We start from the raw sequence: 12,503 nt of genomic DNA on the forward strand, positions 1-12,503 counted from the left end.
GCGCCCTGTCGCGATGCACTCTAAGATCGATCGCTGCACTGCACTCCCGTACTTTCCCGCATGCTGCATTCCGCTCCCGGCGCCCGCGCCGACCAGACGCTTTCCTTCAACATGAAGCTGCTCGCGCAGCACGAGCTGCAGGGGCACGGAGGCATCGGCGAAGGCATGGCGCTGCAGCTCACCCGTGACGGCCGGCGCATCCTGTGGCTCGCGCACGAATCGGCACCGAAGAACTTCTCCGGCGTCGACGTGACGGACCCGCGCGCACCGCGCCTGGTCGTGCAGACCGAGCTGCCGCACAACAAGGTGCGTTCCAATTCGCTCGACCTCGTGGGCGACATCCTCGCGGTGGCCTACCAGACCAGCACGGTCGGCCTCACGCCCGCGGGGGTGGACCTGTTCGACGTCTGCACGCCCGAAGCGCCGAAGCTGATCTCGCACTTCGACTGCTCGGGGCCGCATTCGCGCGGCGTGCACGCGCTGTGGTTCGTCGACGGCAGGACGATCCACATGGCGGCCGGCGCACCCGACTTCACGCCGCGCAATCCGCTGGACGACCAGTTCTACCGCATCCTCGACGTCTCCGATCCGGCGCGGCCGGTGGAGGCGGGCCGCTGGTGGTATCCCGGCACGCGCGAAGGCGATGCGGCGCCGGCACCGGCGCGGCTGGCGAAGAAGTTCGACATGGGCTTTCGCGCCCACAACACCAACGTGTTCCCCGAGCGGCCCGATCGCGCCTACGTCGGCTACATCGACGGCGGTGCCTTCGTGCTGGACATCGCGGACCCGTCGGCGATCCGGGTGGTGTCGCAGTGGAATCCGTCGCCGCCCTTCAACGGCTTCACGCACACGGTGCTGCCGCTGTTCGAGCGCAAGCTCTGGATCGTGAGCGACGAGTGCGTGCTGGACGAAGGCGCGGACTGGCCCAAGCTGGTGTGGGTGATCGACGCCCGCAACGAGGCCAACCCGGTGCCGATAGGCACCTTCCCGGCGCCGCCCTACGAGGCCTTCGCGAAACGCGGCGGCCGCTTCGGCGCCCACAACCTGCACGAGAACCTGCCGGGGCCGGCCTCGTTCCGGTCCGACACGATCATCGTGGGCACCTTCTTCAACGCCGGCGTGCGCGTGTACGACACCAGCAATCCCTATCGCGTGGAGGAGATCGCGTACTTCGTACCCGGTGCGCCGCGCCTTTCGCCCGCCGGTGCCGTGCAGCTCAATGACGTGTACGTCGACGAGCAGCGCATCGTCTACACGGTCGACCGCTTCACGGGTGGCCTGTACATCCTGGAGCTGAACATCTGATCCCTGCCGCCCCTTCGCGCGACCCGCTGGCGGGCAAGCTGCCGGTCACGCTGGTCACGGGTTTCCTCGGCAGCGGCAAGACGACGCTGATCGCCAGGCTGGTGCGCCACCCGGAGATGAACCGCGTCGCCGTCGTGATCAACGAAGTGGGCGAGATCGGCATCGACCACGACCTGGTCGCGATGTCGACCGAGAACATCGCGCTGCTGGCCAACGGCTGCATCTGCTGCTCGGTGCGCACCGACCTGCAGGAGACGCTGCGCGACCTGTTCGCGCGCCGGCGCGCCGGCGAGATCGCGGACTTCGACCGCGTGATCATCGAAACCACCGGGCTGGCCGATCCCGCACCGGTGGTGCAGACGCTGCTGGCGGACAACCTGGTGTCGGCGCATTTCCGCCTCGACGGCCTGGTGACGCTGGTGGATGCGGCCAACGCCGCCCAGCAGCTCGCGCACCACGCCGAGCCGGCCAAGCAGATCGCGCTGGCCGACCGCGTGTTCGTCACCAAGAGCGACATCGCGCCGGCGGAGGCGGTCGACGACCTGCGCGCGGCGATCGCGCAGATCAATCCCGGCGCACAGGTGTCGCTCGTGCTGCACGGCGAAGTCGAACCACGGTCCTTGACCGGGCTCGGCCTGGCGAGCGCGCGCGCGGGAGAGGCGACGCTGCGCTTCCTCGGCGAAGCGCTGCACGGCGAAGGCTCCGGCGGCGACAAGCGCCTGGGGGCGCGTCCCGCGCTGCACGACGGCGCGATCCGCACGCTCTCGCTGCACTTCGACACGCCTTTCACCTGGAACGGCTTTTCCGCGGCGCTGGAACTGCTGGCGACGCTGCGCGGGCCGGACCTGCTGCGCGTCAAGGGCATCGTCAACGTCGAAGGCGCGCCGGTGGTGGTGCAGGGCGTGCAGCACATCTTCCATCCGCCGGTGCCGCTGGATCGCTGGCCGGGCGAGGACAGGCGCACGCGCCTCGTGTTCATCACGCGCCACATCGAGGCCGCCGTGATCCGCGAGCTGCTGCAGGCGGTGGCCCGCGTGGCCGCCGCGGCTGACCCGCTATGATCATCCGACAGGAAACCAGGAGGCGACTGACTTGCTGTACTCGTGCTCACCGGACTGCACCGACCCGCGGCACCACCACGCCGCAGCGGCCCGCTCCGCCCACCTCAAGGCACCGTCGCTGCGTGCCACGTCCTCGCGGGTGGTGGCACGCGGTCGCAAGGGCAAGAGCCAGGTGGTGGACCTGCATTGCCATTACCTCAATCCCGAGGTGAACGCGAAGACGGCGCACCTGGACGCGGCGCAGCACGACCCCACGGCGATCTTCGCCAATGCGCTCACGCGCGAGACGAACGTGCGGCAGATGAAGACGCGCGGGCCCAAGCTCACCGGCGTGGACGAGCGCCTGAAGGACATGGACCGCATGGGGGTCGACGTGCAGGCCATCTGCCCCGCGCCGTACCACTTCTTCTACTTCACCGAGCCCGACGTCGGCGCGCAGCTCGCGCGCGAGGTGAACGAAGGCATCGCCAAGCTCGTGGCCGACACGCCGGACCGCTTCGTCGGCCTGGGCTCGGTGCCCTTGCAGGATGCGGAACTGGCCGTGCGCGAGCTGGAGTACGCAGTGAAGAACCTCGGCCTGCGCGGCGTGGAGATCTGCACCAACGTGAACGGCAGGAACCTCACGGACCCGGCGCTCGGGCTCGAGAAGTTCTTCGCCCGCGCCGAGGAACTGGGCATCCTCGTCTTCATGCATCCGCTGGGCTACACGCAGGCGGACCGCCTCACCGAGCACTACTTCAACAACGTGATCGGCAACCCGCTCGATTCGACGGTGGCGGTGTCGCACCTGATCTTCGACGGCACGATGGCGCGCCACCCGAAGCTCAAGGTGCTGGTGGCGCACGGCGGCGGCTTCGTGGCGCACTACTGGGCGCGCATGGACCACGCCTGGCGCGCGCGGCCGGACTGCCGCACGGTGATCAAGCGGCCGCCCTCCAAGTACCTCGAGAAGTTCTACTTCGACACCATCACGCACGACCCGCAGATGCTCAAGCACCTGGTGGAGCGTTTCGGCGCCGACCACGTGGTGCTGGGCACGGACTACCCGTACGACATGGGCGACGAGGATCCGCTGGGCCTGCTGGCGCAGGTGAAGCGCCTGCCCAAGGCGGAACGCGACCTGATTGCCGGCGGCAACGCGGCGCGGCTGCTGAAGCTGAAGTGACGCCATGACCGCGCCGGCCGCCCAATCCTTCGATGCGCGCGCGTTGCGCCAGGTGCTCGGCGCGTTCGTCACGGGCGTCACCGTGATCACCACGCTCGATGCGAACGGCAGGCCGCACGGCCTCACCGCGAACTCCTTCACTTCGGTCTCGCTCGATCCGCCGCTGGTGCTGTGGAGCCAGTCGCTCACCGCGCCCAGCCATCCCGTGTTCCGCGAGTCCGAGCGCTTCGTGGTCAACATCCTGGCCGACGATCAGGTGGAAATCTCCAACCGCTTCGCCCGCGGCGGCGCGGACAAGTTCGCCGGCTGCGGCACGCGGCCGGGCATCGGCGGCGTGCCGCTGATCCAGGGCTGCGCGGCCTACCTGGAATGCCGGCGCATCAACAGCTTCCCGGGCGGCGACCACCTGATGTTCCTCGGCCAGGTGGAGCGCATCGAGCGCACCGGGCTGCAGCCGCTCGTGTTCGGCGGCGGCAAGTACCTCGTCGCGCAGCCGCACGACCTCGGCCTGATGGCGGCACCCGGCGGCGCCAACATCGCGCGCCTGAAGGCGGTGCGGCTCGCCACGCGGGCGCTGGTGGAGTTGTCGGACGAACTCGACGAGACGCTGGGGCTGGGCGTGTGGGGCAACAAGGGGCCGACCATCGTGCGCTGGGAGGAGGCGAGCCAGCCGGTGAGCGACAACCTGCGCACCGGGCTCGTGCTGCCGGTGCTGACCTCCGCCACCGGCCTCGCCTTCGCCGCCTGGCTGCCGCGCGAGACCACCGCGCCTTTCATCGAGGCGGAGCTGGCCCAGGGCATGGACCTGCTGCAGGTGGAGCAGGAACTCGCGCAGGTGCGCTCCGGCGGCATCGTGCGGCTGGTGGGCACGGACAAGTTCTCCGACCTGTACGGCACCAACATCAGCGCGGCGAGCGTGCCGGTGTTCGACAACACGGGTTCGATGGTGCTGGCGCTGACGGCCATCGGCAGTTCGCAGCGCCTCGACCTGGGCGAAGGCAGCCGCCTGGTGATGGGGCTGCGCCATTGCGCCGCGGCCCTCTCCTTCCGCCTCGGTGGCCGCGCCTTGTCCGGCCACGCCTCCAACGATCCCATCCAGGCCGTGTAGGCTGCGCGACAGCTCCGGCCGTGTAGGCTGGCGGTGAGCCGCGCAGCGCGAACCCCAGCGCTGGTACCCGGTCAATCACGCCGCCGTCGCCCTTTCCTACACGGGCATGGCCTCCAAGCTTGCGGCCGGACCGTAGCCGTACGCCTACAGTCGCTGCCCATACGGTGGCCGCGGCGTAGCGCGCCACGCTGGAGAGACACAACATGGCCTTTCGCGTCTTCATCGTCGAGGACAGCTCGACGATCCGGGACAACCTGATCGAAACCCTGAAGGAGCTCGCGCAGTTCGAGCCCGTCGGCACCGCGGAGACCGAGCACGAGGCCAAGCGCTGGCTGGCGCGCAACGCGTGGGACCTGGCGATCATCGACCTGTTCCTGCGCGAGGGCAGCGGCCTGAACGTGCTGGAATCCTGCCGCCAGCGGCAGCCGGGGCAGAAGGTCGTGGTCCTGAGCAACCACTCCTCGCGCGACGTGCGCTGGCGCTGCAAGCAGCTCGGCGCCGATGCGGTGTTCGACAAGTCGACGGAGCTGGAAGCGCTGGTGGACTATTGCGTGCAGCACCGCCGCCAGGTGCAGGAGCAGGCGCCGGCGGAACCGGCGGCGGCTACTGCTGCAGTGCCCGCGACGGCTCTTCCGGCAGCGCCTGCTTGAGGCGGCTGGGCGCGAGTGCGCCGGCCGAGTCGAGGATCGGGTAGGCGATCGAGCAGATGTGCGAGTTGATCCGCTTCAGGTCGCTGATCAGGTCCAGGTGCAATGAACTGGTCTCGATGCTCTGTGCCGTGTTCTCGGTCAGGCGCGTGAGGTGCGTGCCGGCATAGGCGCGCTCCAGGTCGCGGAAGCGCGCCTTCTCCTCCAGCAGCTTCTGCGCATCGCGCACGGAGCCGTTGAGGAACACGCTCATGCCCAGGCGCAGGTTGTCCACCAGGCGCGCGTGCAGCTCGCAGATCTCCGCCATGCCGGCGTCGGAGAAGTTGCGGCCTTTGCGGATCTTCTTGTCCTCGATGTCCAGCAGGATGCGCTCGACGATGTCGCCGATCTGCTCCATGTTGATCGTGAAGCTGATGATGTCCGTCCAGCGGCGGCTTTCCTCCTCGCCCAGGGCCTCGCGCGAGATCTTGGTCAGGTAGTACTTGATCGCGGAATAGAGCTGGTCGACCGTGTCGTCCATGCGGCGCAGTTCCTCGGCCAGCCGCAGGTCGTTGTCCTTGATCACGCGCAGCATGCCCAGCAGCATGGTCTCGACGACGTCGGCCTGGTGCAGCGCCTCGCGCGCGGCATTGGAGATGGCGAGCGAGGGCGTCTCCAGCGCGGAGGGGTCGAGGTGGTGCGGCCGCCCCGCCACCAGGCTGCGATCGGGCTTGGGCAGCCACTGCTCCACCCAGCGCGCCACGTGGTGCGTGAAGGCGAGGAACAGGATGGCGATCAGCACGTTGAAGGCCAGGTGGTAGAGCACCACGGCCGTCGCGTGGTCCGGCACGTAGGGCCGCAGGTACGTCACCCAGTAGTGCACGAAGGGCGCGGCCAGCACCACGCCGAAGCACTTGAAGACCAGGTTGCCGATCGGCACCTGCCGCACCGGCACGGCCGATTTCGCGGTGGCCAGCACGCCCAGCAGGCCGCTTCCGAGGTTGGCGCCTATGGTCAGGCCGAGCGCGACATCGAGCGGGATCGCGCCGGAGGCGGCCAGCGTCGCCGTGAGCAGGACGATGGCAAGGCTGGAATAGGCGACCACCGCCATCACGGCGCCGACGGTGATCTCCAGCAGGATGTCGCTGTAGAGCGACTCCAGCAGGGCCTTCACGGCCGGCGAGCGGACCATGATCGCGGTCGATTCGGAGACCAGGCGCAGTGCGAGCAGCATCAGCCCCAGGCCGATCAGCACGCGGCCGAAGCGGCCGAGCGGCGTCGACTGCCGGGTGATGAACAGCACGACGCCGACGAAGATGAACAGCGGCGACAGCCACGACAGGTCGAAGGAGAAGACGACCGCCATCATGCTGCTGCCGACGTCCGCGCCGAGCATCATGGCGAGCGCGGTAGAGAGCGGCACCAGCCCCTGGCCGACGAAGGCGGAGACGATCAGCGCCGTGGCCGTGCTGGACTGCACCAGCGCCGTGACGCCGAAGCCCGCGAGGCCGGCGGCGGGGCGGGTGCTGATGCTGCGCGCGAGGACCTGGCGCAGGTTGGCCCCGAAGACCCGCAGGATGCCGGTACGAACGAGATACGTGCCCCAGACCAGCAGCGCAACCGCCGCCAGCAGGTTCAGCAAATGCTTCATGTTTGCAGGAAATGATACGCCCGGGGGCGTCCTGCCGGGTTGCGGGAGTGCCCTGTCAACCGCGCGGGTGTGGCGTTTGCCCCGCGCTTCACCAAGCGTTACCGGCTGCGGCGCACCCGCAGCAGTTCGTCCAGGATCAGGCCCGCCGCGCCGATGGTGATCGCCGTATCGGCCACGTTGAAGGCCGGGAAGTACCAGCGGTTCTGCCAGTGGAACTGCAGGAAGTCGACCACGTAGCCATGCAGCAGGCGGTCGATCACGTTGCCGATCGCGCCGCCCAGGATGCAGGCCAGGGCGAAGCAGAACAGCTTCTGGCCGGCGTGCTTCTTCAGCAGGTACAGGATGAACAGTGTGGCGGCCACCCCGATGGCGGTGAACAGCCAGCGCTGCCAGCCCGACGCCGCGGCCAGCAGGGAGAAGGCCGCGCCGGTGTTGTGCGCCCGCACGATGTTGAAGAAGGACGTGATCGTCGTCGAGTCGCCGAACTTGTAGTAGCCCAGGATCAGGATCTTGGTGAACTGGTCGACGATCAGGATGATCAGCGCCAGCGCCAGCCAGGGCAGCAGGCTGCCGCCGGTGCCGTCCCGGAGCATCAGGGTGTTGCCGCGGGCTGCCATCAGGCGTGCACCCGGTCTTCACCGGCTCCGAACAGGTTGCTCACGCAGCGGCCGCAGAGGGCCGGATGCTCCGGATCGCTGCCGACGTCGGCACGCCAGTGCCAGCAGCGGTCGCACTTCGCGTCCGCGCTGGGCAGCGCCTGCACCGCCAGCGCGTCGCCGCGTTCCAGCCGTACCGCCGAGGCGATGAAGACGAACTTCAGGTCGTCGCCCAGGCTGGCCAGCAGCGCGTGGTCTTCCGGGCCGGCACCGATCACGAGATTGGCCTGCAGCGAGGAGCCCACCCGGCCCTCCGCCCGCAGGGCCTCGATCTGCTTGTTGGCCAGGTCGCGGATGGCGCGGATGCGCTCCCATTTCGCCAGCAGCGCGGTGTCGGGGCCGCCGATTTCCGCGTATTCCTCCAGGAAGATGGACTGCGAACTTCCGAACACCTTCCACGCCTCCTCCGCCGTGAAACTGAGGAAGGGCGCCATCCAGCGCAGCATGGCGTGCGTGATGTTCCACAGCGCCGTCTGCGCGCTGCGGCGGGCCAGGGACTTGGGCGCGGTGGTGTAGAGGCGGTCCTTGAGCACGTCGAGGTAGAAGGCGCCGAGGTCCTCGGAGCAGTACACCTGCAGCTTGGCCACGACCGGGTGGAACTCGTAGACCTCGTAGTGCGCCAGCACCTCGGCCTGGAACTGCGCTGCGCGCGAGAGCGCGTAGCGGTCGATCTCCAGCATCTCCGCCAGCGGCACGGCGTCGCGGGCGACGTCGAAATCGCTCACGTTGGCGAGCAGGAAGCGCAGCGTGTTGCGGATGCGGCGGTAGGCGTCGACCACGCGGGCGAGGATCTTGTCGTCGCCGGCGATGTCGCCGGAGTAGTCGGAGGCGGCCACCCACAGGCGGATGATCTCGGCCCCGAGCTTGGTGCTGACCTGCTGCGGCTCGATGCCGTTGCCCAGCGACTTGCTCATCTTGCGGCCCTGGCTGTCCACCGTGAAGCCGTGCGTGAGCAGGCCGCGGTAGGGCGCGCGCCCGTACATCGCGCAGGCCGTCAAGAGGGACGAGTGGAACCAGCCCCGGTGCTGGTCGTGGCCTTCGAGGTAGAGGTCGGCCTCGGGGCCGTTCTCGTGCGCGGCGCCGGCATGCGAGCCCTTGAGCACCGTCGTGTGCGTGGTGCCCGAGTCGAACCAGACCTCGAGGATGTCGGTGCTCTTGGTGTACTGCGGCGCGTCTCCGGCGGCGCCAACCTTGGCGAGGATCTCCTCGGTCGAGGCCTTGCTCCAGGCTTCGATGCCGCCCGCCTGCACCATGGCCGCCGCGAGGTCGAGGATCTCCATGGTCTTCGGATGCAGGTCGCCCGAGTCCTTGTGCAGGAAGAAGGGCAGGGGCACGCCCCAGCTGCGCTGGCGGCTGATGCACCAGTCGGGCCGGCCGGCGATCATGTCGCGCAGGCGCGCCTTGCCGTTTTCCGGGTAGAAGCTGGTTTCCTCGATGGCCTTGAGCGCCATGTTGCGCAGCGTGTCCGGCGCCTTGTCGCTGGTGAACACGCCGACGCCTTCGTCCATGCGGATGAACCACTGGGCGGCCGCTCGGTAGATCACCGGCGTCTTGTGGCGCCAGCAATGCGGATAGCTGTGGACGATGTTCTCGGTGGTGAAGAGGCGGCCGGCGGCATCCAGTGTTTCCAGGATGTGCGGCACCGCCTTCCAGATGTTCTCGCCGCCGAACAGGGCGAAGTCCGCCGCATAGGAACCGTTGCCCTGCACGGGGTTGAGGATCTCGTCGTACTTCATGCCGTGGGCAACGCAGGAATTGAAGTCGTCGAGGCCGTAGGCCGGCGAGGAGTGCACGATGCCGGTGCCGTCTTCCGCTGTGGCGTAGTCGGCCAGGTAGACGGGCGACAGGCGCCGGAAGCCGGCGTCGACGTCGTACAGCGGATGGCGGAACTCCAGCCCGCCGAGGTTCCTGCCCTCGGTGGTGGCCAGCACCTGGCCTTCGAGCTTGTAGCGGGCGAGCGCCTTTTCCACCAGCACCTCGGCGAGGATCAGCTTGCCGCGCGGCGTGTCGACGAGGGCGTAGACGATCTCCGGGTTCAGGTTCAGCGCCTGGTTGGCAGGGATGGTCCAGGCGGTGGTGGTCCAGATGACGGCGAAGATGTCTTCGCTCCCTCTCCCGACGGCGGGAGAGGGCTGGGGTGAGGGCAGGCCGAAGGCCGCATACACCTTCGCCGGATCCTCCGCCTTGAACCCCACATCCAGCGTCTGCGACTTCTTGTCCGCGTACTCGATCTCGAATTCCGCCAGCGAGGAGCCGCAGTCGAAGCACCAGTACACGGGCTTGAGCCCGCGGTACACGAAGCCACGCTCCATCACGCGCTTGAAGGCGCGGATCTCGTTGGCCTCGGTCGCGAAGTCCATCGTGCGGTACGGGTCGTCCCAGTCGCCCAGCACGCCCAGGCGCTTGAAGTCGCTGCGCTGCAGGTCGATCTGCTCGGTGGCGAAGGCGCGGCTCTTCGCCTGCATCTCGTCGCGCGGCAGGTTGCGGCCGAACTTCTTCTCGATGGCGTTCTCGATCGGCAGGCCGTGGCAGTCCCAGCCGGGGATGTAGGCCGCGTCCAGCCCCTTGAGCTGGCGCGACTTGACGATCATGTCCTTCAGGATCTTGTTGACGGCGTGACCCATGTGGATCTGGCCGTTGGCATACGGCGGGCCGTCGTGCAGCACGAATTTCTGGCGGCCGCAGCGCGCCTCGCGCAGGCGCTTGTACAGGCCCTGTTCCTCCCACTCCTTCACCCAGCCCGGCTCGCGCCTGGGCAGGTCGCCGCGCATGGGGAAGGGCGTGTCGGGCAGGTTGAGGGTGGCGCGGTAATCGGTCTTGTCGGTCATGGAAAGCCTCTACGAACTCGTCACGCCGGGGCGGACCCGGCATCCACGCGCGTGGGGCGGCGTGGGATGGTGCGGCCTGGGCCGCGCTGACGGGATCGTTAAATTCGGTCGCGCGTGGTCTGGCGCCGGGTTTCGGCGTGCGTGGAAGCGAAGAACGCGCGCGCGCCCTCGACGTCGCGCGCGATGCCGGCCTTGAGGGCATCGAGGCCGTCGTAGCGCAGCTCGTCGTGCAGTTTGTGCAGCAGTTCCACGCGGATGATTTTACCGTAGGCCCCTTCCTCGCCCAGCGAAGCCGGCCAGTCCAGGCAATGCGTCTCCAGCAGCACCCGGCCGCCGTTGACGTCGCGCGGGTCGAGCGAGGGGCGGATCCCGAGGTTGGCGACGCCCTCCAGCGGCTCCTCGCCCAGGCCGTGCACCGTCACCGCGAAGATCCCGCTGGCGGCGGGCTTCCAGTGCGAGAAGCGCAGGTTGAGGGTCTTGAAACCGAGCTCCCGACCGAGCTTGCGGCCGTGGACCACGTGGCCGCTGATGCTGTACGGACGCCCGAGCAGGGCCGCGGTGCCGGCCATGTCGCCGCGGGCCAGGGCTTCGCGGACGGCGGAGCTCGACACGCGCAGGCCGTGCACCTCGTAGCTGTTCATGCGGGCGACGTCGAAGCCCTGGCGGCTGCCGGCCGAATCGAGCATCGCGTAGTCGCCGGCGCGCCGGGCGCCGAAGCGGAAGTCGTCGCCGACCAGCACGTACTTCGCGCCCAGCCCGCGGACCAGCACCTGGTCGATGAAGGCCTCGGGTTGCTGGCTCGACAGGCGCTGGTCGAACTTGAGGATCACGCACTGCTCCACGCCGCACTTGCGCAGTTCGCCCAGCTTGTCGCGCAGGGTGGCCACGCGCGCCGGGGCGAGCTCCGGCTTGCGGTGCAGGGCCGCGAAGTAGTCGCGCGGGTGCGGCTCGAAAGTGAGCACGCAGCTGGGAACCCCGCGGTGACGCGCCTCGTTGTTCAGCAGCGCCAGCATGGCCTGGTGGCCCCGGTGGACCCCGTCGAAGTTGCCGATCGTGACCGCGCAGGCCCGGGCGATCTGGGGGTGGTGGAAGCCGCGCAGGATCTGCATGGAGCTGATATGTTTTTGATAGCAGGCAGGCGCCGATGGCCGTGGCGGGCGCACGCATGGCCTGCGACGGGTGAAGCACGAAAACACGGTATATTGTGTCTCACGCTGCCTCCGGGCGCTGGCGCCCGGCGACGGCGATGCCTGTGCTGAACGGAGGCGCCGTTTGAAGGTCTTGAAGTTGTCCGCCCAGGGGTTGCCCCAGTCCTGGATTTCACTGGAGCAAGCCGTGCTGCACTATGCCGCCGACCAGGTGCGCTGGGAGGCAGGGGCAGAGGTCGCCGTGTTTCGTGGCGGCTTCAATGCGCACAGCGGCCAGCAGTCGATCATCACGGTCAACAGCATCATCGGCACCAAGGGCGTGCCGAACATCAATCCTTTCGAGCTCAAGCCGGGGCTCACCAACGGCAAGCTGTTCGCCCGCGACCGCAACATCTGCGCCTACTGCGGCGGCCTGTTCCACGAGGAAGAGCTCACCCGCGAACACGTCATCCCCTTCGCCCAGAACGGCAGGGACCACTGGATGAACGTGGTGACGGCCTGCCGCGCCTGCAACCACCGCAAGGGCAGCCGCACGCCGGAGCAGGCCAACATGGGGCTGCTCTACGCGCCGTATGTGCCCAGCCTGTGGGAGGACTTCATCCTGCGCAACCGCCGCATCCTGGCGGACCAGATGGAGTTCCTGATGGCGCACCTGCCGAAGAATTCGAGGCTGCATTCGTAGGCCGGATTGCCGCCAGGGGCGATCCGTAGGCTGGCGGTGAGCGCCGCAGGCCGAACCCCAGCGCTTCGCGCCCCACGTGCGTCATTCCCGCGCAGGCGGGAATCCAGGGCATTGGAAACTCGCCGCCCTTTCTTCATCGGGCGCCCTGGATCCCGGCGGTCTCAACCGGTCAATGCAACATGATTCATGTTGTGAAAGGCCGGAATGACATCGAGAAAAGATCGAGGGCTGGAGCCCGAGCAGAACGCCGAGATGTGGCGTCGCTGGAAGAAC

Annotated in this window: 10 protein-coding genes; 6 read left to right on the plus strand and 4 right to left on the minus strand. The window is 68.4% G+C overall.

The genetic code is table 11. From position 1 onward, the window contains the following. The first annotated feature begins 60 nt into the window (after positions 1–60). The 5 genes from JI746_RS17830 to JI746_RS17850 all read left to right on the plus strand — a co-directional run bounded on the left by JI746_RS17830 (position 61) and on the right by JI746_RS17850 (position 5,289). On the plus strand, positions 61–1,305 hold the full coding sequence (locus JI746_RS17830; protein WP_201691421.1) for an LVIVD repeat-containing protein: 1,245 nt from the start codon (positions 61–63) through the stop codon (positions 1,303–1,305). Positions 1,306–1,355: 50 nt separating this feature from the next. After that, positions 1,356–2,366, plus strand: coding sequence for a CobW family GTP-binding protein (locus tag JI746_RS27740; protein ID WP_269129470.1), 1,011 nt, complete (start codon positions 1,356–1,358; stop codon positions 2,364–2,366). A 31-nt stretch (positions 2,367–2,397) separates the two neighbouring features. Continuing rightward, on the plus strand, positions 2,398–3,531 hold the full coding sequence (locus tag JI746_RS17840; protein ID WP_201691423.1) for an amidohydrolase family protein: 1,134 nt from the start codon (positions 2,398–2,400) through the stop codon (positions 3,529–3,531). Between the two features lie 4 nt (positions 3,532–3,535). Continuing rightward, a complete protein-coding gene (locus tag JI746_RS28230; protein ID WP_201691425.1) occupies positions 3,536–4,639 on the plus strand; it encodes a flavin reductase in 1,104 nt (367 codons plus the stop codon). 203 nt (positions 4,640–4,842) lie between these two features. Then, a complete protein-coding gene (locus JI746_RS17850; protein ID WP_201691427.1) occupies positions 4,843–5,289 on the plus strand; it encodes a response regulator in 447 nt (148 codons plus the stop codon). Here JI746_RS17850 and JI746_RS17855 read toward each other — a convergent pair. The 4 genes from JI746_RS17855 to JI746_RS17870 all read right to left on the minus strand — a co-directional run bounded on the left by JI746_RS17855 (position 5,243) and on the right by JI746_RS17870 (position 11,509). Next, positions 5,243–6,916 (minus strand): Na/Pi cotransporter family protein, encoded by a 1,674-nt coding sequence (locus tag JI746_RS17855; RefSeq protein WP_201691429.1) that lies wholly within the window; start codon positions 6,914–6,916, stop codon positions 5,243–5,245. The genes JI746_RS17850 and JI746_RS17855 overlap by 47 nt on opposite strands. Positions 6,917–7,014: 98 nt before the next feature. Then, positions 7,015–7,533 carry a signal peptidase II gene (lspA, locus tag JI746_RS17860; protein WP_236599918.1) on the minus strand — a complete coding sequence of 173 codons (519 nt, stop codon included), beginning with the start codon at positions 7,531–7,533 and terminating at the stop codon, positions 7,015–7,017. Beyond that, complete coding sequence (gene ileS, locus JI746_RS17865) at positions 7,533–10,400, minus strand: isoleucine--tRNA ligase (RefSeq protein ID WP_201691431.1); 2,868 nt, start codon at positions 10,398–10,400, stop codon at positions 7,533–7,535. Before ileS ends, lspA begins: the two co-directional genes overlap by 1 nt. A 98-nt stretch (positions 10,401–10,498) precedes the next feature. Beyond that, positions 10,499–11,509 (minus strand): bifunctional riboflavin kinase/FAD synthetase, encoded by a 1,011-nt coding sequence (locus tag JI746_RS17870; protein ID WP_201691433.1) that lies wholly within the window; start codon positions 11,507–11,509, stop codon positions 10,499–10,501. Between the two features lie 163 nt (positions 11,510–11,672). Here JI746_RS17870 and JI746_RS17875 point away from each other — a divergent pair, with 163 nt between their 5' ends. Then, positions 11,673–12,230, plus strand: coding sequence for an HNH endonuclease (locus tag JI746_RS17875; protein WP_201691435.1), 558 nt, complete (start codon positions 11,673–11,675; stop codon positions 12,228–12,230). Positions 12,231–12,503 lie beyond the last annotated feature (273 nt).

Origin of the sequence: Ramlibacter alkalitolerans (assembly GCF_016722765.1) — a bacterium.
GTDB classification, from domain to species: domain Bacteria; phylum Pseudomonadota; class Gammaproteobacteria; order Burkholderiales; family Burkholderiaceae_C; genus Ramlibacter; species Ramlibacter alkalitolerans.

What these genes read in the sequence shown, in the direction of transcription:
- lspA (WP_236599918.1), bottom strand. Translation starts at nt 7,533, where the DNA reads ATGGCAGCCCGCGGCAACACCCTGATGCTCCGGGACGGCACCGGCGGC.
- JI746_RS17850 (WP_201691427.1), top strand. Translation starts at nt 4,843, where the DNA reads ATGGCCTTTCGCGTCTTCATCGTCGAGGACAGCTCGACGATCCGGGAC.
- JI746_RS17855 (WP_201691429.1), bottom strand. Translation starts at nt 6,916, where the DNA reads ATGAAGCATTTGCTGAACCTGCTGGCGGCGGTTGCGCTGCTGGTCTGG.
- JI746_RS28230 (WP_201691425.1), top strand. Translation starts at nt 3,536, where the DNA reads ATGACCGCGCCGGCCGCCCAATCCTTCGATGCGCGCGCGTTGCGCCAG.
- ileS (WP_201691431.1), bottom strand. Translation starts at nt 10,400, where the DNA reads ATGACCGACAAGACCGATTACCGCGCCACCCTCAACCTGCCCGACACG.
- JI746_RS17870 (WP_201691433.1), bottom strand. Translation starts at nt 11,509, where the DNA reads ATGCAGATCCTGCGCGGCTTCCACCACCCCCAGATCGCCCGGGCCTGC.
- JI746_RS17830 (WP_201691421.1), top strand. Translation starts at nt 61, where the DNA reads ATGCTGCATTCCGCTCCCGGCGCCCGCGCCGACCAGACGCTTTCCTTC.